The organism is Bartonella sp. CL162QHHD (genome assembly GCF_042195435.1).
Taxonomy (GTDB): Bacteria; Pseudomonadota; Alphaproteobacteria; order Rhizobiales; family Rhizobiaceae; genus Bartonella.
The window spans coordinates 1-23,025 of sequence record NZ_JBHIOG010000013.1 but is presented as its reverse complement, the minus strand read 5'-3'; the positions used below and the strand labels follow the sequence as shown (position 1 = coordinate 23,025).

The window sequence follows — 23,025 nt, the reverse complement described above, 5'->3', positions numbered from 1 at the left end:
GGATACCGTGCTTGTGGTTGGGGGATGACAGGCGCGGTGTTTGAGGGGCGGTGATGGGGGAAAATAGGGACCCCTTGGAGATAATGATCTTTGGGGGGATAGGGACTTTGGGGCGCATAGGTGTGGTCAAGGGGATCTCATGCAAAAAAGTGAAATTTATTGAATATTAGGATGAAGGAAGGTAAAGCGCTGCTTTTGAGAAGGGCGTTTTTCGTTCAATTGCTCTTTTCGCTCAATTACTCTTTTCCTTCAATTGCTCTGGGATAATTAAACTTGGGATAAGCAAAAGAGTGAAGCGCAATTATTGCTAAAATATGAAAATTTATAATGACAACTGTTCAGAAAATTTCTCAAAAAATTGAGCAGAATACGGCTCAAGTGGCTCTTATTCCAAAGCTTATTCCTGTCTTTACTGGAAATGCCGATGTGCGAGCCGCTTGGGGAGGACGGGGCTCTGGAAAAACACGTTCTTTTGCTTTGATGTCGGCTGTTGTGGGATATCGCCATGGAATGGCTGGAGAACGCGGGATTATTCTTTGTGCACGGCAATTTCAAAATTCTCTTAATGAAAGTTCTTTGGAAGAAATTAAACGCGCTATCGAAGCTTATCCTTTTTTACAAGATTATTATGAAATCGGTGATAAATATATTAAGTCAAAAGATGGACGGATTGTCTATGTGTTTGCTGGGCTTGATCGCAATATCGCAAGTATTAAATCAATGGGGCGCGTTTTCCTTTGTTGGGTCGATGAAGCAGAGCCCGTGACTGAGACTGCTTGGCAAACACTTATTCCAACTTTGCGCGAAGAAGGAAAAGATTGGAATGCAGAATTATGGGTCACATGGAACCCGTGCCATGAAAATGCAGCCGTGGAAAAACGTTTCCGAAATGTCGATAATCCTCATATCAAAGGGGTGGAAATTAATTGGCGTGATAATCCGCAATTTCCTGAAAAACTCAATCGTGATCGAATGGACGATTTGCAGCAAAGATCAGAGCAGTATAACCATATTTGGGAAGGCGAATATCTCCAAGCTGTCCAAGGGGCTTATTATCAGAAATGTCTTCTCGAAGCCGAAATGGAAGGGCGGATTACCACTGTTCCACGTGATCCTTTGATGCAGGTGAGAATCTTTTGGGATATCGGGGGAACAGGCGCAAAGGCTGATGCTACCGCATTGTGGGTCGCGCAGTTTGTTGGACGGGAAATCCGAGTGCTCGATTATTATGAAGCCCAAGGTCAACCTCTCTCAGAACATGTGGGGTGGGTCTTTCAAAGGGGATATGAAAAGGCTCTTATGGTTTTGCCTCATGATGGCGCAACAAAAGATCGTGTCTATAATGTGAGTTTTGAAAGTGCCCTTCAACAAGCCGGTTTTCAAACCAAAATAATTCCTAACCAAGGAACAGGCGCTGTGAAAATGCGTATCGAAGCCGTAAGGCGGTTGTTTCCTGCACTATGGTTTAATCGTGAAACGACATGTGCGGGCAGAAAAGCGCTTGCTTGGTATCATGAAAAGCGCGACGAACAGCGCAATATCGGACTAGGCGCTGAACATGATTGGGCAAGCCATGGGGCCGATGCCTTTGGACTGATGTGTGTGGCTTATGAACAGCCAAATGCTAGAGCGCGAAAAAAACCTTATCGCTCGTTTCACCATTCTCAAACTTCATGGATGGCTTTTTAATGAATAGTTCTACAGATTCTTCTTTTAATCAAATCGAAACGCTTGAAAATCAAGCTCTCTTTAAAAAACTCGTGGGTTGGTATCAGGATGATATTGATCATGTCGAAAAATGGCGAAAAAATGCCCAAGAAGATTACGATTTTTATAATGGACGGCAATGGAATGAGCAAGACTTGGCTGTCTTGCACGAACAAAACAGACCGGTTATGACTTTTAACCGTATTGCGCCTTTAATTAATGCCGTGATTGGGGCGGAGCGCAATAATAAAAGGCAAGTTCAATTTATTCCACGACAAGAAGGAGCAGCCTTTGCAAACCAGATTTTGACAGGGGCGGCTGAGTGGTTTCGTGATGAAGCTGATGGGGAATACGAAGATTCCGATGCCTTCCAAGATGCTATTATTTGCGGAATGGGCTGGACAGATACACGCCTTGATTATGAACAAGATCCGCAAGGAAAACCAATCATTGCACGTTTAGACCCGATGAAAATGGTGTGGGATGCAAGTGCTGTCAAGTCTAATCTCATTGATGCACAACGCTTATGGTATATTGATGAAAAACCCCTTGCTGTGGCGCAGGAAATGTTTCCCCATGTTCATTGGAGTGACCTTAATGCTGATTGGGTTAAACATCAGAGTTTTTTACATTCAACCAGCGATGGGATGACACAAAGTTATCAGTCCGAGAGGGGGTATCAAGGAGAAGAGGGGAGTGGTTATCAACGTCCTAAAATGGTGACATTGGTAGAATGTCGCTGGTTTGAACGCGAGGTGGTTTATAAAGTTCTCGAGCCTCTAAGTGGAAAGTTTGTCGATTATTCAGAGCAGGATTTCCAAAATTTAAGCAAAACCTTTCCTCATGTTCAAGCAACAAGGTTGAACAGAAAAATTGTCAAACGGGCATTTTTAGGTAGAAAGCTGCTTGAAGCGCCTGATAAGCCTTTGGTTCCACCCAATCAATTGGGATGGGAGTGTATTACCGGTACTTTTGATAAGTTAAGCCGGCAATTTTATGGAATTGTGCGCCCTACAAAAGATCCGCAACGGTGGGCAAACAAATATTTTAGTCAAGTGATGCATTTGCTCAATAGCCAATCAAAAGGCGGAATTATGGCAGAGCGCGATGCTTTTGATGATGATCGACAAGCCCTCGAGAGTTGGGCTAGAGCCGATAGTATTACTTGGTTGAAAAGTGGGGCGGTGTCTGGGGGAAGAATCCAGCCTAAACCCATGGCACAATTTCCGCAAGGGTTTTTCCAATTGTTTAATGAAGCAAAGAGCGCTCTCGAACAGGTGACGGGGTTGTCTTCTGAATTTATTGGGACGCGAGCTGTCAATCAGCCCGGCATTCTTGAGCAACAACGGCGACAATCGTCACTTAATCTTTTGGCTTCCTTTTTTGATGGGTTGCGTCGATATCGGCAACGACAGGGAAAAATTATTCTCTATCTTATTCAAAATTATCTGTCCGATGGGCGGTTGGTGCGTATTGCTGGTGATGAAAATGCCCAGTATGTGCCGCTGACACGCGAAATGGTGACAAGTTTGGAATATGATATTGTCGTGGATGATGCACCAACAAGTCTTAATGAAAAAGAGCGTACTTTTGCACTGATCATGCAATTGCTGCCTTTGATGCAAAATTTTACAACGCCTGAGATTATGCTCGATCTCTTACGCTATTCGCCTTTACCAGCTTCACTTATTCATAAAATTGCGATAAAGGCGCAAAACTCTTTTCAAGAAGAGCAAAATGCCTCAGCGCAGATGGGGGATAATGTGGGGACAGAGCAGATAATGCAGATGTTGCAGACAGCAAAGGCTCAACAATAGGGTGCTTTGTCATGCGTGACTTCTGATAAACGCCATATATCATAAATTGCTTATCGATTTTCGTAGTGCATGGGCTCCCTTTTCTTAAAAGACCTGTTTTATAGGGCAGTGTTGTTGGGGGAACGCAAGGTAGAGAGGGAGTCTTGCCCGTCATGTGGGGTGAACATGGTGGGGAATGGTGGGCGCAGAATGGGCTTATCGATTTTTGTAGTGCATGGGCTCCCTTTTCTTAAAAGACCTGTTTTGTAGGGCAGGACTGTTGGGAAAAGCAGGGGGGAGAGGGAGTTTTGCTGTCATGTGGGGTGAACATGGTGGGGAATGGTGGGCGCAGAATGGGCTTATCGATTTTTGTAGTGCATGGGCTCCCTTTTCTTAAAAGAACTGTTTTGTAGGGCAGGACTGTTGGGGGAACGCAAGGGGGAGAGGGAGGTTTGCCGTCATGTGGGGTGAACATGGTGGGGAATGGTGGGCGCAGAATGGGCTTATCGATTTTCGTAGTGCATGGGCTCCCTTTTCTTAAAAGAACTGTTTTGTAGGGCAGGACTGTTGGGGGAACGCAAGGGGGAGAGGGAGGCTTGCCGTCATGTGGGGTGAACATGGTGGGGAATGGTGGGCGCAGAATGGGCTTATCGATTTTTGTAGTGTATGGGCTCCCTTTTCTTAAAAGACCTGTTTTATAGGGCAGTGTTGTTGGGAAAAGTAGGGTGGAGAGGGAGTTTTGCTGTCATGTGGGGTGAACATGGTGGGGAATGCTGATGCTAAATGATGAGAGAGCATTGAGGGGATAAGTGCTTATGGGGCTGTTTTATCTGAAAAATTTTATTTTATTGTTAAAAAAAAGAGAAGGCTAATGTCATGGATCAAGAACACTTAACGCCGGCAGAACAAAACCAATTGAAACAAGATTTTCTGGTCTCAACACAAGAGGGAGAAAATGGTGAAATTGGAAGAGAAGAAAAAACTCTTGAAGATAATTTTCAAGGGCAAATGCTTCAACAACAGGACTCTTCGCAAAAGGCTGGAAAAGAGGTTCAAGGGGGCGAGGATGCTGCGCCAGATCCGCAAAAAGACTTTATGGGCTATATGCAATGGTTGGGAAAAACACTCCAAAAACAAGGGCTTGTACATGAAAAACAACAACCTTCTCTGGCTCGCGAAGCAGAACAGTTGCATGCGTTTTTTCAGCAGTCTGTTGCCAGTGTTAAACAAAAGCATCATGATTTTGATCAAGCAGCTGATTTTATTTATGAAACACGGGCTAAACAATTGGCAGCTTGTGCTTCGCTCTATCCTGAGATGGCCGATCCCAAAAATATTGATGCGTTGATTGGTGATGAATTGAAGCAGATCTTGCGCGATTGTGCGCAAAAAAATCAAAATCCGGCTGAAGTGATTTACTCTATTGCACAAAAAATTGGCTACACAAATGTTCCCAATAACATGGGTGAAAATTTACAGGAAAGACACAATTCTGCACGTACTCTTGCTGCTTATAACGGCTTGACGCCAAATGGGCCGATTTCTTTGGATATGCTTGATAAAATGTCAGAAGCAGAGTTTAGCGCTTGGGTTTCTGATCCTAAAAATAAAGCCGCTTTTAATCGTTTAATGGGGGGAAGAGAATTTTAAAAACAAGAATGTGGCAGGTGTTTTTTTCGGGAACGTTAAGAGGCTTTTGGCGCAGAAGAATGCGGGGGAGTGTTTTTTGCGGGAATGTTAAGAGGCTTTTAGCGCAGGAGAATGCGGGGGAGTGTTTTTTGCGGGAACGTTAAGAGGCTTTTGGCGCAGGAGAATGCGGGGGGATTTCTCACAGCACGGATGTGGTGAGGAGAGCTCTTATAAGGGGGAGGCAGACGCTAACAGAAATTAGATAAAACTCACAAACAACCTATTCACCATTTGAAATGAAATGTGGTGTTTTAACAACCGGCGCTTTGCCGGGTTTTTTATGTCAATAAAACTTTTAGAGGACAAAATGACTGTAACTTATATCGGACTTAATGACCCAATGGCAGTGCGCACATGGTCTAAATTACTAAACCAAGAAGTCTCAAAAGCACTTCCAATTGCACCGTTGATTGGAAATGATTCAAACAGTATCGTACAATTAAAAGATGAAACCACAAAAGCAAGTGGGGATGCTATTAGCTTTAATTTGCGTGTGCAGTTGCTAGGCGATGGGGTGAGCGAAGGGCAGACATTGGAAGGCAATGAAGAAGCTTTACAGTTTCTCAATGATCGCTTGGCAATTAATGAACTCGTTCATGCCGTGCGTGTCAAAAATGAGGGAACGATTGATCAACAACGAATTCTCCATGATTTGCGCACCGAGGCAAAAAATGGTTTGGTTGATTGGTATGCAGATCGTCTGAGTATGATGTTCTTCATTCAAGTGTGTGGTTATACCGCAAAAACAATTAACTTTGAAGGACGCACGATTACCCTTAAACCTGTTCATTATGGGTTTAATGCGCCAACGGCACCAACCAATAAACGCGTGGTACGTCCTAACGATAAAGCAAAAGATGAGGACTTAAAAGAAGATGATGTTTTTGATCTCAGCTTGATTGATAAAGCGGTTGAACGGGCTAAATTGGCAAATCCTAAAATTAGACCCGTGCGGATCGATGGGGAAAATGTTTATGTGCTTTATCTTCATCCAACCCAAGTGACACAATTGCGAACCAATACAGATGCGGGACAATGGCTCGACATTACTAAGGCAATCTATAGTGGAAGTCGTATCAAAAATCCGCTCTATGATGGGTCTTTGGGCATGTATAATGGTGTGGTTTTGCGCGAAGCTGAACATATTACCGAAGGGGTCGAAGCTGGAACCGCTAACAAAGCTGTGCCAAATGTGCGGCGGGCTGTTCTGCTTGGTGCGCAGAGTGCTGTGATTGCTTTTGGTAAAGATCGAGGGGCGACACGCTATAAATTGGTGGAAGAACTCTTCGACTATGAAAGAGAATTCGGGGTTGCGGCAAAAACCATTATTGGTATGAAAAAAACTTGCTTTACCTTGCCAGGAAGTACGCAAGGGGCTCAGGATTTTGGCACTATTGTCATCCCAACTTATGGAGCACCCGCTTAAAGCGAATGTTTGCTCTCTTCCCCCAACAAGAGGGATCTGTTGGGGGAAAAATTTAAAATGCTTCCAGAAACAAGGACAGGCTTATGACCACTTTATCCACTGATCCCCAAAATCTAAACCTTACACATTCAGACCATTCTAAAACTTTTGCTTATATGGTCGCGCTTATTCAAGATGAAATTGATGATACAACAGCGGAATATTCCCTGCAAATTCAAGATTCAATTTTTACGGCTTTGCGTTTGTGTGAACGCGAACCCTTTTTCTTTAATGAAAAAAGAGAAAGGACGTTTAAAACACAGAGTGGTAAAACATGGTATGGGCAAGAAGAGGGGGTTTTTATTGAAGCAGAAAAGAGTTTGGAGGGCGTCTTTTTAGTAACAAAGAATGCAACACCAACAAAGTTGTTCTTTAAGCCCTTGGAAGTGTTGCATCAACAATATGGTATGCATCCTGCGCTAGGAACGCCATTCTTTTATACGTACCTTGATCAAAAAATAGGACTCTTTCCAACACCAGAACATGTGGAAACTGTACAGCTTTCTTATGCTCCTGTTCATTTTGCCGATGAACAGCTGAAAGAGGATGATAACCCTTGGTTGATTTATGCTTTTGATCTTATTAAAGCACGGGCAAAATATGAACTTTATAAAAATATCCTTAAAGATCCTGAATATGCCGCCGTTTCTTTCAGAGATTTTCAAGAACAGCTTCAAGCTTTGCGCATTGAAACATCGCGCCAAAAAGGTTCTTCAAAGATTCGCCCAATGCGTTTTTAAAAAGTTTATTTCAAATCGTTTATGGCTGGTGTTGAAGGTTGGTTTGGCACTGGTGGCTGGTTTGTCACTTATGGCTGGATTTGCGCGTTGGGTGTTGATGGTGAAGGGCTGGTGGATGGCGTTGGGGTGGCCATTATTTATGGTATCGTTTTTTTTGGTGCGTTAAACAACTTGAGGTTGTTTATTTTGTTGAATTTTATGCCTTTAGAGTTTTTAGGGCTTTTGTGGTTTTTTATCCATAAACCTTTGTATTTTGAATGGCACTGAGCTTTTCAAAGATTTTATGGGGGGGGCTCTTGATGGCTCTTTCCCCCGTCATTGTGGGGGTTGATGTGATTGCTGGCAGTTGATTTTGGTTTGGCGCTGGTGGATGGCGTTGGGGTGGCCATTATTTATGGTATCGTTTTTTTTGGTGCTTTAAACAATCTAAGGTTGTTTATTTTGTTGAATTTTATGCCTTTAGAGTTTTAAGGGCTTTTGTGGTTTTTTATCCATAAACCTTTGTATTTTGAATGGCACTGAGCTTTTCAAAGATTTTATGGGGGGGGGCTCTTGATGGCTCTTTCCCCCGTCATTGTGGGGGGGGGGGGATTGCGGGCAGTTGATTTTGGTTTGGCGCTGGTGGATGGCGTTGGGGTGGCCATTATTTATGGTATCGTTTTTTTTGGTGCGTTAAACAATCTAAGGTTGTTTATTTTGTTGAATTTTATGCCTTTAGAGTTTTAAGGGCTTTTGTGGTTTTTTATCAATAAGCCTTGGTGTTTTGAATGGCACTGGGCTCTTCAAAGATTTTATGGGGGTCTTGATGGCTTTTTTCCCAATCGCTGATTATCGACCCGATGTGGCGGATATCAATGGAATTTTTACCGATGAACTTGTTAATGTGCTCCCGGCCGATGGCTCCTATATCCCTATGCCAAGTTTTGAACCTTTATCAGAGCCTTGTCCGGAGCCAATCTTAGGCACTCTTGCGGTTAAAACAAAAAATGGGGTTTCTATTATTGTCGGGACAAGAGATAAAATCTACTTACTTGATAATACAACAATGAACTGGAAAGATATTAGCCAAAAAGGAAAATCTTATCTGGCTAATGTTGATGCTCCGTGGTCTTTTGCTTTGTTTGGTGATTTTATCATTGCTGTGAATGCCAATGATAAACCACAAGTGATTGATATTAATCATGATAAAACATTTAGAAATTTAGGAGGAAATCCACCACAGGCAGGGATTGTTCGAATCTGGGGAGATTTCGTTTGTTTGATGAAATTAACTGAGTATCCAAGACGGGTTCATTGGTCTGGATTAAATGATGCTGAATTTTGGACCGTGGGAAAAAAAAGTTGTGATTATCAAGATTTTCCTGATGGCGGATTCGTCCAAGGGGCAACCGAGACAACAAATCCAATTATCTTTATGCGTTCTGCAATCTATGCTGGTTCTTTTATCCCTGGCTCTAAGATTATTTTTAGTTTCCAAAAAATCCACGATAAACGAGGCGCAAAAAATGCTGAATCAATTGTTTGTAGAGGCGATTTAGCATTCTTTGCCGATGAGGGCGGGTTTTATCAAATAACAAATGAGGGACAGATTATACCCATTGGGTTCGAAAAAGTCGATCGAACGATGACCGCAAAATCAAGGAAGGATAATCTGTACACTCTGTCTGCTGCTATCGATGGGGTGTATAATCGTGTTTATTGGATGGTTGATTCTGATGAGAACCTTCATAAACGTATCTTGCTCATTTATGATTGGGGATTGCAAAAATGGACAAAAGCTCTCGTCGATATCAAAATGATATTGCCTATTTTCTTAGCAGGAACAACCCTAGAAGGTCTTGATTTTGTGACTAAGAATATTGACGATTTGTCCTTTTCTCTCGATAGTAAAGCTTGGAAAAATGAATCGCCTATTCTGGGGGCATTTGATCAACAGGGGAGACTGGGTTCGTTTTCTGGGGGTCCTATGGCTTGTGTCGTGACATCACAAGAAATGGGGCAGACAAATGGCATGATAACACGGGTGAAAAATATTATGCCTCAAGTCAATAGTGGAAAGTTTTATTTGTCTGTGGGAATGCGCTTTCGACAATCTCTTGAAGAGGAAACTGTTTGGTTGCCAGAAAAACAGCCCTCTTATAATACTGGACAAATTCACTGTCGTGCAAGGGCACGGTTTTATCGCTTTAAATTGCGTATTCCTGAAGGGGTGAATTGGACTCATGTCACTGGATTTGATGTGGAATTGACGCGGGCCGGCATGCGATAGGCATGCCCTTTTGTAATATCATGCGATAGGCTCAAGCCTCTATTATTAAAGAACAAATGCCCCATAGGCTTCCCAAACCTTTATAAACAAAGGCACAATGCGATAAGCTGTGTCTTTATAATATGAAGAACAAGGTGGTGCGTTATGTTTCATGCTTTTCTGCGATAAAGGAAAATAGGCTGCACCATGGTTTATTTTTATAAAGAAAAAAGTTCCCTCTTTGTTGTGACAAAGGGATGATGGGGCTTTTTTCTTTTATTGTGCGGGGGGCATGGAATGCGTGAAATGCGTAGACGGAATGTTATTTGAGGGGAGATGAGTGACAAAGCTAAAAGAGCTAAAATTATGATACAAGAGAGTCAAGATTTATATTCTGCTCATCTGACAGAGCAGTGGCCATGGGAAAAAATAGCTCCCTATCAAGAGGCTCTCAATGCTGCATTGAAAAAATATGTTCAGCGCTTTCCGGATGATGTTTGTCTGGAAAAAATTGCTGAAGAAATCGCTACAGGACAAGCACAATTGTGGCTGGTCTTAAAAAATAAAATCCAATTTAGTGCTTTTGCAATTACCAAAGTTGAAATAACCCATACGGGAAAAAAATGCGTCGTTCTCTCTGATCTTGCTGGAGAGGGAGGGCTGAAATTGGTCAAATTGATTGATGAAGTCGAAAAATGGGCGCGAACAATTAATGCTGAAGAAATGCACATGTTTGGAAGAACTGGATGGGCGAAAAAGCTCGCTCATCACGGATATTCTCGTAATCTTATTCAATATAGAAAGGTTCTGAACCCATGAGTAGAAAAACCACACCTCAAGTGCAGACAACAACACAAACAAATGCTCCACCTGCTTGGGCGGCTGATATTCTTAAACAAGCCAGTGCTGATGCACTTGGACTTTATAATAAAGGAATTGGCGGAAACGTTTATCAGGGAGACAGAGTCGCTGGTCTTAGCAATATGACAAAAAATGCGCTGACCGGTTTACAACAAGCAGCAGGGCTCTATAACAATCCAACGGTAACGCAATGGTTGAATGCACCAACCAACAGCGCTACAAATCTTTCCGGTATGGCTAAGGGAAGCTGGATTGGAAGCAATAGTAAATTTAATACTGCATTGCAAAATGCTCTGAATAAAACGTCCGATGCAATTAATCAATCGATGTCGGGAGCAGGACGTTATGGCTCTGGGGCTCATACTGGTGTGCTGGCCGATGAGTTAGGCGCCTTGGCAACAAATGCTGCAGCACAGCAATATAATCAAGATATTAACAATATGATGAATGCAAACCAGATGATTGATCGCTCTCAGAATGATCAAGTTAATGCGGCAAATAGCTATTATCAAGGACAGAGTAACGTGCAAAGCAATGCTTTGAAAGGGGGCATGATTCAAGATATAAACCGTCAAAATGTCTTAGATGCTGAACGCCAAAAATGGTCAGAAAAAGATAATCAAGATTGGAACCGATTGCAAAGCTTGTTACAGGTCGGGACACAGGCTGCTGGAAATTACGGAACGACTTCAGGAAAATCCACGACAATGCCTTCTGTGACAAAAGATCCATTGCGTGATGCGCAGCAAGTGCTTGGATTGGTCGGAGGAATTTTAGGGCTTTGTGATGTGAGAGCAAAAGAAAATATTATCCCTGTGGGGCAGAAAAAGGGATATCCACTTTATACCTTTAATTATAAGGGAAATCCACAACGTTATCAGGGCGTTATGGCGCAAGACGTGTTGCGTGTGAACCCTGAAGCTGTTTATGTCAATGCGAAAACAAAGTTATTGCATGTTGATTATGACAAAATAGGACTGAAAATGGAAAAAATGAAAATGGAGAAAATGCCGGCATCTAAAAATAAAATTGCGGCTTTCTTTTCTTCATTTTTTGCTCGTTTTCCCTTTTTGAATAAAGAGTATCTTCTATGAGTTCGATTTATGATTGGTCAATTGTTGCATCAGAAAATGCTTATGTCGACGAGAATATAAACTGGGCAGAAGGGCAACCGCCAAGCACAGTCAATGATAGTGCTCGCGCTATGATGCAACGCATCAAAGAATATTTGTTGGATAATGGGGGCGTGATTGAAACACAGTTTACTGTCGATGTGAAGAACGAGAGGACATCACTTCGTTTGGCAACAAAGTCTTTTTTTGAGACTTATATGGATGGCATTGTTGTGCGCTTTAAAGCACAAGGCGTCAACAGAGGAATAACAAATATTTCTTTAAATCAATTGCCGCCAAGACCAACTTATATGGCAACGCCAGAGGGTATTATGCCTTTAAAGGGCGGGGAAATTCAAAAAGGGGGGCTTTATGAAGTCGTCTATACGCGTGATATTGCCGGAAAAAATGCTGATGGCTGGTTTTTAACCAATCCTACTATAAAACTTCCTGAAATTCCGCCCTTTCCTCCTTTACCGGAAACGTTTTCTTCTGGATTTATCGGGACTTTTGCTACAGAAAAAATACCCTCTGGATGGTTACTGTGTGATGGTAAAGAATATTCGCGAAGGAACTATGCCAATCTCTTTACTGTTCTGGGAGAAACATGGGGAAAAGGAGACGGGAGAACAACATTCAATGTTCCCGATTTGCGTGGAATGTTTTTACGGGGGCTCGATAGTGGAAAAGAAATTGATAAAGGACGTCGCTTGGGAAGCCGACAAGAAGAGTCTTTTCAATCCCATACCCATGAGGGAAAAACAGATTCAACAGGTAACCACCAGCATAGTTATCCAATGTTTGACAAGCTAGTTTGGGATATGAATCACGGTGAATATTATAAAAATCTGGCTCAAGTTTACAATAAAGATCGGTTAACGAAGGCTGCGGGAGAGCATGAACATAAGGTCTTGTTGCAAAAAACAGGGGGGGATGAAACACGCCCCGTCAATATGGCGGTGGTTTATGCCGTCAAAGCCTGAGAATGAAAGCTGTGTGAGAGAAAGATAAAAATGCTAAAATGTTTGTTATGAAAAAAAGTCTTATTGAATATAAAGTCTTATAGAATATATTGTGCAGAAAGTTTTGAGGCGCTTTAGAAAAAACTCAACTCTCTTTATTTTTTGTGCTGCCTTTGTTGGATGTCTAAAGGTCAGTTTGCCTATTGTTCTTTAGAGGATCAAGACAGTGATTATTGAAGGTAGAGGGAGAACAAAAAAACTTTCTTTATTCATGGCGTTTTTTACTGAGGAATAAAGAGTTTATCCCAAATGCCTCTCTCTTGTGGTGTCGTGATCCATTATTTCAAGTGCTGGGTTTAAAGCGCTGCTGTGCGATGACAAAAAACCCATGGGTAAAATTTATCCTATTATACCGTAAAACACCGTCATTAAAACACTATTATTGAAGGTGGTTATATCAGTAAGATAGCTTAAAGTATTTAATACATTAGCAATTGTTTAGAGAAGGATTTGCTTGGTTAAGTATTATGCAAGTGAATCATATAAGTGAGCAGCAGACGGAATCCTTTCAGAAGAGTTGGATTGTTTACAAACCGATGTGGGCTAAAATCTTCGTCCTTTTAGGTGGTGGAAAGAGGTCAACGGATATGTTTATTTAAAGCGAGAAAAGGCAAAATGGAGCGCTTTCTTTTTTGGCAAAGCGTGTAGGAAAAAAGGGCTCTTTGTTTTCAAAATGGTCGCACTGTTTTCAAAATGGTCGCACTGTTTTCAAAATGGGTGCACTGTTGGCAAGAGCAGCAGGTTGGCGATGCGTTGTAGTACATGGTGAGGCATTGAACTCTCTTAGATGGCATTTTGTGCTTATCAGGCAACTTCTTGAAACAGAATGAGAGTGATACGAGAAAATCTGTAAGACAATAGTTTATCCCATTGTGTTGTAAAATAATATTGTTTGAGATGCGGTTAAAATTTTATGCATGGGATGCCTTTCGTCTGTGCGTATTCTTAAAACAGCTTTTTTTGTAGAATAACTCTAGACAAGGCTGCATTACAAGGTTGCATTACAAGGATGCCTTTGAAAGGGGAAGCTGAGTCAAATCCGTTAGATAAGAAGCCAGATTGTTAACAGACTGTTGTTTATCGATTGGCATTATTTAAAGACCGGTGGGGGTGGCTTTGTCCTTTTGGGGAAAGCTGACACAGCATGCAAGGCGATCATGCATTTTTCTTTGGTTTCAGCTGGTAAAATCATCATTTTAGGTGGAAAACAGAATATAATCTAAAAAAATACCTTGTAAAAATTTTCGATGAGGAAATTTTTTTCAAAAGCCTTTCACATGATTGTCTGAGATTGTCTGAGATTGTCTGAGATTGTCTGAGATTGTCTGAGATTGTCTGAGATTGTCTGAGATTGTCTGAGATTGTCTTGAAGAATGCAAGAGCCGTACAACGGAAAAAGATATTCAAATGCTTAATACGCGTTTAGCTTATCAAAAAGGGGGATATAATGGCACTTTTTCCATTTTCTATTGCTGATATTGATGATCCGGAATGTATTCGTGTGGTTCTTTATGCTAGCGGAAGAATGGGACATGCTCCTTTGAATGCTCTGTTGAAGCAAACACGTCAAGATCTCCAATGTTTTGATAAAATACAGACTCAAAATATTCTCCAACTTACACAGCGTTTGGATATTTTAGAACAACAATTGAAAACGATTATCAAAGATCTTGAAGATGTGAAACACAAACAAGACGCTGAAGAAGCGGATAAAAGTAAAACGATGGGTGATTAACCATCTCGATTTGTGTCTCTATGGGATTTAGCTCCTTTAAAGCAGTGAGATAGATAGTTGTGAACAGGATAGTTATTTGCCTGTCCATAGAGCATTTATTTTTTTGATCAACCAAAAATGAAAAAGAGGTATTCTATAATGAAAAAATTGATTTTAATATTTTTAGCTTTGTGTCTTACTGGACCAGCTTCTGCACGTTTGAGGACTATTTCAGATGATTGTTCAGATATCGGCGGAACAATGGTTCGATCACAAATCATCAATAATATTTCTGTCATTCCATATAAAAATTTGCAAGGGGTAAATATTCTCTCTGTTTTGGAAACGAGGCCTACAGAAGAGCCAGAAATGTCACAAATTACAGGAAGAACATTTCATATTCAAAGTCCTGAGATTGTTGAGCTGGCCTATAGAGCTTACAGTACATCGCAATTCGTTGATATTTGTTACAGAAGTAACTATCCAATCAATGTTATTCGAGGGCTGAGAGTGCGTGATAATTAAGCGTATTATCTGTATTCGTTGTGACTTAAATAAGTGATGCTTGGAAAATGGTCAATCTTCTACACTAAGGTTATTTTAACCCTAGCAGTTTTCTGATTTACAGTTTTTACTCAGAGTATAATCGTTTATGTTTTACAGAATTCATGAGTGATCGGTATTGAGGATCTATCTTAAGATATTCAACTACAGTTTTTTCTATTTTAAACTGAGTAATTTTGCATCAATCGTCGTTTGAGCTTAGATGGCAATTTCATTCTAGCGTTTGGTGTTAGAAAGATTTTAAGCGTAGTGAGGCTGTAAATACTTGTCTTAATTGTCTTTGTTGACAGTATGCCGCTTGCGATAGGCAATAAATCATAGACACATTTTGAATCCGTAGAATGCACGTACATTAACAATGGCAGACATTTTCAGTGGTAGTATTGCCAATGATAGAGCTTGTGCATGCGATGTTTTGTTGTGTGAATAAGTCATCATTCACGCGGCACCAATAAGGGAAGGCTTTGCTGTAGAGTCTGTAAAATAAATCGTGCAACAGCGGGGTAGGGGTCAGAATAGACTGAGATGAGGCAGCCTTATCACGGGCTAAAGCTGGTCAAAATTCTCGTCTTTAAGGAGGCGAGGAGGCTAAAAATATCCATTAGATTGCATGGGGATGCATTTCATGTCCGTTGCAATAAATTTAAAAGAGGTAAATTATGAAAAGTTTTTTGAAAAAAATATCCATTGTTTTGGTGATGATAGCATTAACAACAGGTGTTTCTCATGCTGGAGTTTATGAACAAAACGGTTATCTCAATTCGGTTCAAGTCGTTAGCGCAGGAGCACAATGTCGCCTAGAGCTCAGATACGGTATCAGCCCTACTTCAGACATTCAAAAAGGTATTTGGGGCTGTGATAACATTGTTGGAAAAAGTATTTTGGATTTGGCAAAAACCGCAGTCATTTTGAACAGAAAAGTAATGGTTATTTTTGAAGCGGGTCATGTGCCAGCAAAAAGGGTTTTAGCCATCACTTTAAAATAAGATCAATAGGGGTTTTTCTCCCTTTTTATATCTGTAACGCTTCAAGAGGTTACAGGTATAAAATATGGAGTGTATATCAAAGGTATAAAAATGTTTCAAAGAGCATTCTCAGTATTTTTAGTGACAGTTTTATTTTTTTTCTTTTCAGATGTAAATCTGTCATATGCTATTGATCCTCCCCATATGGTTTTCCGTATAGATGATCGCTCTCCATCTGTTATATTCTTTGGAGGAGGTTTTGCCCCTTGGGGGGATGATCAGGATATCATACATCATGTAACTGGGCACTCTATTGCTCAACAGACTTCAGCATTTGTGTCTACAACTGCAAATATGGATGCAGTTTACAGAATGGCGCGGCAACAGATTGCTAATAATCCTGATGAAACGTACTGGCTATATGAAATTATTCCAGATATAAATTTTTATTATGTTCCTAACTCACTCTTTGATACAGCCATGTCTGCTGACAACGTTGTTCAACATGAACAAGTTATGGATCTTTATTATGCATATTTATGGCAGGATGAATGGGCTTCGCTGGGGGCAATCAATACAAATCATATATACTCTGCAAGAAGTATTATGCAGCAAGCGAATGGTGATATTGTCATTGGTCCTAGAACCTTTAATTCTCTTTTTGTTGCCGCTCCATCACAAGTAAATTCGGGGACACTTCCTTCACAAGATTACACTTTTTTATCAGCTTATTATTCTGATAGCGAGGATGCGTTATCTCCAATGTCACTGGCATTTCTTGTAGAATCCTGTAACAGCTCTTCATCCAGTGGTCATATGGAGCGTTCTGGGGATTCTTCCTGCAGCACATACAAACATTCTGTTGATGATATTATGTATAAAATGAATCTATGGTATGAAGCTCTTTAAAGAATTACAGCTATATCTTGCTATTTAATCAAAAACAAAAAAGTAGGGAGATAGCGCATTTCTGTTTTATTTGATTGGTTCTGATGCGCATAGTGCGTAGGGCAGAGAAAATTTTTCGGTATTATGAAGTGTGATAGGGGTGCTATAAAGCATAGGTGTGACATCATCAAAAATGGAAGCGTTGATTTAACAGTATTTGTTGATCTCGATTAGAAAGTCCGTTCTTTTCTTTGTTTGGAGTTTTACATCAATAATTTCTTATCTTGTTGTCGTGCTGCCTTTTGAGAGTGCGGTGATAGAAGGCGTGTAAGATTTTATATATGAAGTGTTTGTGTGGTGAATAACGGTAAATCCATTGAGCACTCCCATCTTTACGCTTATGCAGAGGCAAGCCGGGTACTATCAGTGTATTTGCTCGCTCCCAATATTACGACAGCCTTGGTTCGTGAGACGATTCATAAGAGGCATATGCCTTTTTTGTACAGTTTTTAATCCACATGCCAGCTCCGCTTGTAACTTGTAAGCGACATGGTTTTGATCGTTTCAACAGAAAACAAATTTAGGATGAGAGAATCCTGCGATGTTCGGATCTCTCATTCAATATGAAAAAACAATAAATACTCTTTATAAATCAATGTGATGTATCTTAAAGAAGACGAATTGTTTATAAAGCCGCATGGATGAAGAATCTTCGTCTTTTAAGGTGGTGAAAGAAAATCATCAGCCCTATTTTTTCATAAAGGGCATGAGAAAAGTATTTTACAAGAATTTTATACGATAAAAATTATACGATAAAAAAAGAGGGGCTTTTGACATAAGAGTCTTGATCGTTTGTTGCTATAACCTGTATTGTGTACACAAATACTTCTATCATTTTTTGCTGTAAAAGCTTCTCTTGGGATGTTAAAGGGTACAATCTTTATGGAAAAAAGAATTCGAGCAAGACAAAAGGCTTATTTCAAAAGATTATATCGCAAGATTGCTTTTGTTTGCATAATACTTTTTTGTATAGTGTTTTTGTGTTTTGTTGTTGCTAAGGTGGTTAGTTATTTTTCTTCTCATAAAAAAGTAACACAACAAGCACCCGTTGAATTGGTTATTCCTGTTTTTGATCTGCGCGTATATTGCAAGGAAATTTCTGCTTCCGTTATGCCCGATATGAAAAGAGAAGTTTATCAGCATTGTCTTAATTTGGAAAGTGAGGCCTATTTTGCTATTCGTGAAATGTGGGATAAGCTTTCTGATAGTGCTAAAAAACAATGTTTGACGATGGTCCGTCCTGGGGATGGAAATTATTTTCTCTTACGAGACTGTTTTCTCAATGAAAAAGAAAATAAAACAGGCAAAAGGCGCAATTACTTTTAAGTTTTTATACGGAAAGTTAAAAGGAAGCGAATTTTTATAAAAAAATAAAAGCCTCTTAAATGACTATCTGCCTCAAGACCAATAGCAACCTGATTTATTTATCTTGTTATATCGCACTTCTTATTTAAGGTGTGGCGACATAAGGTATGGATGCCGTCTTGAAATGTTTAAGGGGAGGGCGTGGTAGAGTTTCAGGAGGATTTGTTGCGCTTTTTAAAGGGAAATAACGAGTGTGGGAAATCCATTTCATAATGGTTTTAGTGAATGGTATAATCCTCATAAAATGTATAAAATTTATAGAGCATGTTCATCTTTATGATTTAAAAAAGAGTAAGCCGGTACTATCTCACACTTTGCTTGCTCCCAATGGTGTCTCTCGACAGCCCTTTAGCCTTAGAGACGGTTCATAAGAGGTACTTCAAGTCTTTTTTATTGTTTTTACTCCACGCAGGTTTTCCCACGTGTAACATGCAAGAAAAAGAGATTGATTCAACAGAAAACAGATAGAAAATGAAAAATCCTACGGTATTAAGTTTTCTTACTCAACACAACAAATATGAATTATCATTATAAACCAATTCACTGTACGAATTTTATAAGAATTTTCATTGTTGACAGACCAGTGTGACTCGAGAATCTTCGTTCTTTGAGGGGGTAAGTCAATAGACATGACTAAAATGAGTAAAAAAACTTCCTTTTATAAACATTCAAGGCTTCTTCATGCGTAAAACGCTGTGCTGGGTTTACAAATGTGCTTGTTTTATAATTCTAGTTTTCTTTATCAGAAAATACTTTATCAGAAAAGATAAGTGAGGAAATGCGTTAGGCCATTCTTATTGATAGGCTTTGAGGAGGGTATTTTGTTGAGAAGAAACTGATTTTTTAAAAAAAGTTTGATATATTGGTCGGGTTTTTCATAATTTAATATTTTTTTGTATTTAAATATTTTATTTTTAAGCTCAATTTGTTATAAATAAAAACTGTGATTAACTTAAAAACTCTATGGGTTAAAATAGAAATTGATAGTATCGTTAGCTTATTTGGAAAAGAAGATTGATCTCTTGGTGATTATAGGGCTTGAATAATACTTCGTGTTAATCTATCTATAAAAATCAAGAGGTTTTGTGAAGCGATCGTGGATTATCGCTCGCAAGGGGTTGCTTTAGCGATGAAGAGAGGCTATATTTATAAAATAAAGAGGTTCGCGCAGTGACTCGTTGGGATGGAAGTGCTTGTGGTTTAAATGCACGAGGGGTAGAGAATATCGGCGTTTTTAAGAGCTGTGGTTTTAGAGCAAAAAAGGAAGCTTCTAATATTCTCTGGCAGGAATTTTTTCTTTGTCAGGTATGTTGTGTGTGTTTTTTCCTTTTTGTTTTCCACAAGATAATTATTTTTTTAGTGAAATATGGTTTATTTTAAAAAAAACACTTGGCATTTTACGTGAACATCATTAGATTTCTGCTGTTTGACAGAGAAAAAGGGAATTTTTGATTTACGATTTCCCTGCTGTTTTGTGATTTTCAAGAAAATATATGCTTTTATCAATATCAGTAGGGTTCGTTTGAGTGAAATAAACGCGGATAGCTTGATAATCGTATGTTAAAAATGATCAGCATTATCAAAAGATAATGTAATGAGGAAGCGTCAATTAAGACACACAATAAGACAAACACTCCAAAAAGGGATAAAGATGAGGCCACAACAAAATAGACGGGTACGCGGTCGCAATAATAACAATAATGGTAATAACAATAATAATCGTCGCGGTCCTAATCCGTTGTCTCGCAATTATGAAAGTAGCGGTCCGGATGTTAAAATTCGCGGGAATGCTCAGCAAATTGCTGATAAATACATAAGCCTTGCGCGTGATGCACAAGGTGCAGGCGATCGTGTTATGTCGGAAAATTATTTACAACATGCCGAGCACTATTTGCGTATTATTTTAGCAGCAGCTGGGCAAATGTCTCAATCGGTTCGGCGTGATGAAAATCGTGGTGATGAAAACGAAAATCGTGATGAAAACAATGGGCAAGAATGCGGTGAAATAAATCTTGATGGTGAAAAAAAGGATGCTGTCGAGGGTGATACAGATGTATTACAAATGTCGTCGCAAAAAAATGGCAATGGCCAATATGATAAAGCGCAAAATGGGGATGCACGTGGAAACGCTTTAGAGGCTCTATCGGATGAAAAAACAGATCAAGAGCACAGTCTTTCTGAGAAAAATGTTGAACCCGTCAAAAAAACACGTCGTTCTCCCCGTCGACGTACTGTACGGACTCAAGATGAATCATCTCTTGAGCTTTCACTTACAACAGCAGAAAGCTCTAGCAATGGAGATGCATCAACAGCAACAAAAGAGGATTCTTCCTTGCCTGGATTAGGTGAGGGGATACAGAGAAAACCACGCCGTCGCCGAGTGGTCAATCTTGAGGCAGAGGAAAATGTTTAAACCTGAAAGGTGCTGTATAAGCGCTTGTGGTGATGTTATTGGTNAGTGGTCAATCTTGAGGCAGAGGAAAATGTTTAAACCTGAAAGGTGCTGTATAAGCGCTTGTGGTGATGTTATTGGTATTATGATAGTAAATTATATATACTCAAGAAGCCTCTTGCGCTTTCTTTGGATTTTCACGGGCAGTATTGAGACTTAACAAAGGGTGTTGACAGAAAAGATTGCCTCTTTGCTGGGATTTAAGTAAGGGAATACAGGGAAAGATACGTCGTCGCTCAAGTGGTCAATCTTGAGGCAGCGGAAAATGTTTAAACCTGAAAGGTGCTGTATAAGCGCTTGTGGTGATGTTATTGGTATTATGATAGTAAATTATATATACTCAAGAAGCCTCTTGCGCTTTCTTTGGATGTTCACGGGCAGTATTGAGACTTAACAAAGGGTGTTGACAGAAAAGATTGCCTCTTTGCTGGGATTTAAGTAAGGGAATACAGAGAAAACCGCATCCGTGTATTTTAAGAGGCAGTTCTTTTATGAAGAACGCAATGTCGTTGTTTTATTTAATTCACACTTATATTTAATATTGTTCAATGTATTTATGCCCATTTCGCGTTGGTGTTCATGAATTCTATTATGTGAAATTCATCGGCTATCTTTGCTTAATAAAAGATGTAAGCTGGGCGTTATTGCTTTAATTTTCAATGTTGCAACAGTTCTTCTTTTGATACCGGATCATTCATAAGAGGTATTTTTATTCATCCATTTCCTTGCTGGGATATGTAAAGAAATGATTTTGATTCAGTTTCTTACGAACAGATTTGAAAGGGAGAATCATACAGTATTTGAGATTCTCGTTTGACATGCAAAATAAATCATCACTATAAATTAATATGTTGAATTTTTGCACTCAAGAAGAGGTATTTCTTGCACGTTTATTAGCTTTTCCCAAGTGATGTCAGTTTTCTTAAAAATGGAATGCGTTGACAGAAAGGTTTCTTCTTTTCCAAGATTTAAGTGAGGGGATACAGTAAAAAAACGCGCCGTCGCCCGTGTGGTGAATATTTAAGACTTATCACATTGATTTATAATAATAATTCATTGTTTTGAATGTTAGGTTGGAGCCCCTAAGCCCCTAGAATTCTCTCATGTCCAAATTTGTTCCATGTTGAATCAACAAAAACCATTCGCTTGCACGTTGCAAACGGGGAGAGCCCGTGTGGATAAATTTGTATAAGAAAGGAATAAAAATGGCTCTTATGAACTCTCTCTAGCGCCAAGGGCTGTTGGCAACACCCACGAGTTGGCAAAGCGTGTGATAGTGTCGGCTTGCAGAAAATGTTAAATCTTCAAGGATGCCATGTTAAGCGCTTATTGATGTTAGTTTTCTTAATGAGGCATTATCTTCGAACTCTCTTTTGTTGTTTCAACAGAAAGAACGGCGATTAGAGCACCGGTATGATAATTGTAAATCATAAATTTTGTTTGTCCATCAGGGGTTAAAACTTTCAGTACAATATTGTGTTCTGAGAGGCTTTGCGACAAAATCTGTGTTTTTTCCGGTAGAGAGAGCGTATGATGGATAACGTGTGGGTTTTTGCTGGGAGAGGAAGATAACTCGGTTTGTTTTGGCGCTGATCCGGTTGTTATCACTTTATAAACAATTAAAAACAGTACGGTTAGAATAAGGAAAAGCGTTATTAAAACGGAAATAATCATTAAACCCATAAGTTTTTTTCTCACTCGTTCTACGGCAGGGTCTAAAGGGAGATCTTGAGGCAGAGAATTTTGCTCTGTGTGATGGTCTTTTGAAGGTTGCATTCGCTTATTATCCATCATGTCTTTCATTGATTATTTTTTTGAGATCTGATGGGTTTATGCTTTTAAAGTTTTTTGTGCAAGAGGTTTGTGGAAGAAGAATGCAAAAGAGGAAGCGATGTTGGTAAAATATCTTCTTTGTGGACTGTAGACACCTTGTCCTTTACGTTTTGGCTTTTAAGAAGAAAATTTCCATGGTTTGTTACAGACCAGATCAAGTTTACTTCTTGTTGATGCAAATTTGCATGTACGTTTATACATTGGGCAAAAATTTGTTGTCCATAAAGTGCAAACTTTTTTGTGGACGGTACCATGGCTTGTTCACAAGCTTGAGCCGTTGGATAGATTTTAACCATTGTATTGTTCGAATAGCAACTATTAAAATCATCTGTACATGAAACTAATAAGAGGATAAAAACAAGGGGATTCATCAATTATTTTCCAAATGAGAGGTTGACAGAGCGGACTCCAATTTGTCAGCCTAGGGGCTTCTTCACTGTTAAACGCTTTCAAAGTTTTTTAGTTCCCCTTTGAGATGGGTTTTCCCCTTTGAGATGGGTTTTCCCCTTTGAGATGGGTTTTCCCCTTTGAGATGGGTTTTCCC

Annotated in this window: 21 protein-coding genes; 19 read left to right on the top strand and 2 right to left on the bottom strand. The window is 39.8% G+C overall.

From position 1 onward, the window contains the following. The first annotated feature begins 327 nt into the window (after positions 1–327). The 19 genes from ACFILD_RS01100 to ACFILD_RS01010 all read left to right on the top strand — a co-directional run bounded on the left by ACFILD_RS01100 (position 328) and on the right by ACFILD_RS01010 (position 20,609). The gene (locus tag ACFILD_RS01100) at positions 328–1,689 is read left to right on the top strand and encodes a PBSX family phage terminase large subunit (protein ID WP_375664652.1); all 1,362 of its coding nucleotides are present in this window, start codon (positions 328–330) and stop codon (positions 1,687–1,689) included. Further along, entirely contained in the window at positions 1,674–3,524 is a 1,851-nt protein-coding gene (locus ACFILD_RS01095; protein WP_375654315.1) for a portal protein, read from the top strand. The genes ACFILD_RS01100 and ACFILD_RS01095 overlap by 16 nt, the downstream gene beginning before the upstream one ends. A gap of 855 nt (positions 3,525–4,379) precedes the next feature. Next, a complete protein-coding gene (locus ACFILD_RS01090; RefSeq protein WP_375637709.1) occupies positions 4,380–5,153 on the top strand; it encodes a hypothetical protein in 774 nt (257 codons plus the stop codon). 346 nt (positions 5,154–5,499) lie between these two features. After that, positions 5,500–6,618, top strand: a complete 1,119-nt coding sequence (locus ACFILD_RS01085) for a N4-gp56 family major capsid protein (RefSeq protein ID WP_273791303.1) — start codon at positions 5,500–5,502, stop codon at positions 6,616–6,618. 83 nt (positions 6,619–6,701) lie between these two features. Next, complete coding sequence (locus ACFILD_RS01080; RefSeq protein ID WP_375643517.1) at positions 6,702–7,397, top strand: hypothetical protein; 696 nt, start codon at positions 6,702–6,704, stop codon at positions 7,395–7,397. 21 nt (positions 7,398–7,418) lie between these two features. Next, a complete protein-coding gene (locus ACFILD_RS01075; RefSeq protein ID WP_375664651.1) occupies positions 7,419–7,664 on the top strand; it encodes a hypothetical protein in 246 nt (81 codons plus the stop codon). Between the two features lie 69 nt (positions 7,665–7,733). Next, positions 7,734–7,868: a hypothetical protein gene (locus ACFILD_RS01070; RefSeq protein ID WP_375664649.1), complete on the top strand. Its 135-nt coding sequence runs from the start codon at positions 7,734–7,736 to the stop codon at positions 7,866–7,868. 84 nt (positions 7,869–7,952) lie between these two features. Continuing rightward, positions 7,953–8,123 (top strand): hypothetical protein, encoded by a 171-nt coding sequence (locus ACFILD_RS01065; RefSeq protein ID WP_375664648.1) that lies wholly within the window; start codon positions 7,953–7,955, stop codon positions 8,121–8,123. Between the two features lie 79 nt (positions 8,124–8,202). After that, the gene (locus ACFILD_RS01060) at positions 8,203–9,666 is read left to right on the top strand and encodes a hypothetical protein (RefSeq protein WP_273791307.1); all 1,464 of its coding nucleotides are present in this window, start codon (positions 8,203–8,205) and stop codon (positions 9,664–9,666) included. 315 nt (positions 9,667–9,981) lie between these two features. Beyond that, positions 9,982–10,464, top strand: a complete 483-nt coding sequence (locus ACFILD_RS01055; protein WP_273791308.1) for a hypothetical protein — start codon at positions 9,982–9,984, stop codon at positions 10,462–10,464. Continuing rightward, complete coding sequence (locus ACFILD_RS01050) at positions 10,461–11,600, top strand: tail fiber domain-containing protein (RefSeq protein ID WP_273791309.1); 1,140 nt, start codon at positions 10,461–10,463, stop codon at positions 11,598–11,600. Before ACFILD_RS01055 ends, ACFILD_RS01050 begins: the two co-directional genes overlap by 4 nt. Further along, positions 11,597–12,601 carry a phage tail protein gene (locus tag ACFILD_RS01045; protein ID WP_375664647.1) on the top strand — a complete coding sequence of 335 codons (1,005 nt, stop codon included), beginning with the start codon at positions 11,597–11,599 and terminating at the stop codon, positions 12,599–12,601. Before ACFILD_RS01050 ends, ACFILD_RS01045 begins: the two co-directional genes overlap by 4 nt. Positions 12,602–13,272: 671 nt before the next feature. Next, complete coding sequence (locus ACFILD_RS01040; RefSeq protein ID WP_375664646.1) at positions 13,273–13,470, top strand: hypothetical protein; 198 nt, start codon at positions 13,273–13,275, stop codon at positions 13,468–13,470. A 617-nt stretch (positions 13,471–14,087) separates the two neighbouring features. After that, positions 14,088–14,375, top strand: a complete 288-nt coding sequence (locus tag ACFILD_RS01035; protein WP_273791311.1) for a hypothetical protein — start codon at positions 14,088–14,090, stop codon at positions 14,373–14,375. A gap of 138 nt (positions 14,376–14,513) precedes the next feature. Continuing rightward, on the top strand, positions 14,514–14,879 hold the full coding sequence (locus ACFILD_RS01030; RefSeq protein WP_273791312.1) for a hypothetical protein: 366 nt from the start codon (positions 14,514–14,516) through the stop codon (positions 14,877–14,879). A gap of 698 nt (positions 14,880–15,577) precedes the next feature. Next, on the top strand, positions 15,578–15,904 hold the full coding sequence (locus ACFILD_RS01025) for a hypothetical protein (protein ID WP_273791313.1): 327 nt from the start codon (positions 15,578–15,580) through the stop codon (positions 15,902–15,904). A gap of 90 nt (positions 15,905–15,994) precedes the next feature. Then, positions 15,995–16,792, top strand: coding sequence for a hypothetical protein (locus tag ACFILD_RS01020; protein ID WP_375631408.1), 798 nt, complete (start codon positions 15,995–15,997; stop codon positions 16,790–16,792). Positions 16,793–17,713: 921 nt separating this feature from the next. Continuing rightward, positions 17,714–18,157 (top strand): hypothetical protein, encoded by a 444-nt coding sequence (locus tag ACFILD_RS01015; RefSeq protein ID WP_273791315.1) that lies wholly within the window; start codon positions 17,714–17,716, stop codon positions 18,155–18,157. 1,690 nt (positions 18,158–19,847) lie between these two features. Further along, positions 19,848–20,609, top strand: coding sequence for a DUF4167 domain-containing protein (locus ACFILD_RS01010; RefSeq protein ID WP_375662741.1), 762 nt, complete (start codon positions 19,848–19,850; stop codon positions 20,607–20,609). A gap of 1,383 nt (positions 20,610–21,992) precedes the next feature. On the opposite strand, the gene ACFILD_RS01005 is transcribed toward ACFILD_RS01010, so the two are convergent. Together ACFILD_RS01005 and ACFILD_RS01000 are read right to left on the bottom strand one after the other, a co-directional pair. Next, positions 21,993–22,442 carry a hypothetical protein gene (locus tag ACFILD_RS01005; RefSeq protein ID WP_273791317.1) on the bottom strand — a complete coding sequence of 150 codons (450 nt, stop codon included), beginning with the start codon at positions 22,440–22,442 and terminating at the stop codon, positions 21,993–21,995. Between the two features lie 44 nt (positions 22,443–22,486). Further along, positions 22,487–22,852 (bottom strand): hypothetical protein, encoded by a 366-nt coding sequence (locus ACFILD_RS01000; protein ID WP_273791326.1) that lies wholly within the window; start codon positions 22,850–22,852, stop codon positions 22,487–22,489. Between the last annotated feature and the right edge of the window lie 173 nt (positions 22,853–23,025).

Excerpts from the sequence above, each read along its gene's own strand:
- ACFILD_RS01090 (WP_375637709.1), top strand. The coding sequence starts at position 4,380 with ATGGATCAAGAACACTTAACGCCGGCAGAACAAAACCAATTGAAACAA.
- ACFILD_RS01085 (WP_273791303.1), top strand. The coding sequence starts at position 5,500 with ATGACTGTAACTTATATCGGACTTAATGACCCAATGGCAGTGCGCACA.
- ACFILD_RS01025 (WP_273791313.1), top strand. The coding sequence starts at position 15,578 with ATGAAAAGTTTTTTGAAAAAAATATCCATTGTTTTGGTGATGATAGCA.
- ACFILD_RS01080 (WP_375643517.1), top strand. The coding sequence starts at position 6,702 with ATGACCACTTTATCCACTGATCCCCAAAATCTAAACCTTACACATTCA.
- ACFILD_RS01035 (WP_273791311.1), top strand. The coding sequence starts at position 14,088 with ATGGCACTTTTTCCATTTTCTATTGCTGATATTGATGATCCGGAATGT.
- ACFILD_RS01065 (WP_375664648.1), top strand. The coding sequence starts at position 7,953 with ATGGCTCTTTCCCCCGTCATTGTGGGGGGGGGGGGATTGCGGGCAGTT.
- ACFILD_RS01075 (WP_375664651.1), top strand. The coding sequence starts at position 7,419 with ATGGCTGGTGTTGAAGGTTGGTTTGGCACTGGTGGCTGGTTTGTCACT.
- ACFILD_RS01030 (WP_273791312.1), top strand. The coding sequence starts at position 14,514 with ATGAAAAAATTGATTTTAATATTTTTAGCTTTGTGTCTTACTGGACCA.
- ACFILD_RS01015 (WP_273791315.1), top strand. The coding sequence starts at position 17,714 with ATGGAAAAAAGAATTCGAGCAAGACAAAAGGCTTATTTCAAAAGATTA.
- ACFILD_RS01005 (WP_273791317.1), bottom strand. The coding sequence starts at position 22,442 with ATGATGGATAATAAGCGAATGCAACCTTCAAAAGACCATCACACAGAG.
- ACFILD_RS01060 (WP_273791307.1), top strand. The coding sequence starts at position 8,203 with ATGGCTTTTTTCCCAATCGCTGATTATCGACCCGATGTGGCGGATATC.
- ACFILD_RS01050 (WP_273791309.1), top strand. The coding sequence starts at position 10,461 with ATGAGTAGAAAAACCACACCTCAAGTGCAGACAACAACACAAACAAAT.
- ACFILD_RS01045 (WP_375664647.1), top strand. The coding sequence starts at position 11,597 with ATGAGTTCGATTTATGATTGGTCAATTGTTGCATCAGAAAATGCTTAT.
- ACFILD_RS01020 (WP_375631408.1), top strand. The coding sequence starts at position 15,995 with ATGTTTCAAAGAGCATTCTCAGTATTTTTAGTGACAGTTTTATTTTTT.
- ACFILD_RS01055 (WP_273791308.1), top strand. The coding sequence starts at position 9,982 with ATGAGTGACAAAGCTAAAAGAGCTAAAATTATGATACAAGAGAGTCAA.
- ACFILD_RS01100 (WP_375664652.1), top strand. The coding sequence starts at position 328 with ATGACAACTGTTCAGAAAATTTCTCAAAAAATTGAGCAGAATACGGCT.
- ACFILD_RS01000 (WP_273791326.1), bottom strand. The coding sequence starts at position 22,852 with ATGAATCCCCTTGTTTTTATCCTCTTATTAGTTTCATGTACAGATGAT.
- ACFILD_RS01010 (WP_375662741.1), top strand. The coding sequence starts at position 19,848 with ATGAGGCCACAACAAAATAGACGGGTACGCGGTCGCAATAATAACAAT.
- ACFILD_RS01095 (WP_375654315.1), top strand. The coding sequence starts at position 1,674 with ATGGATGGCTTTTTAATGAATAGTTCTACAGATTCTTCTTTTAATCAA.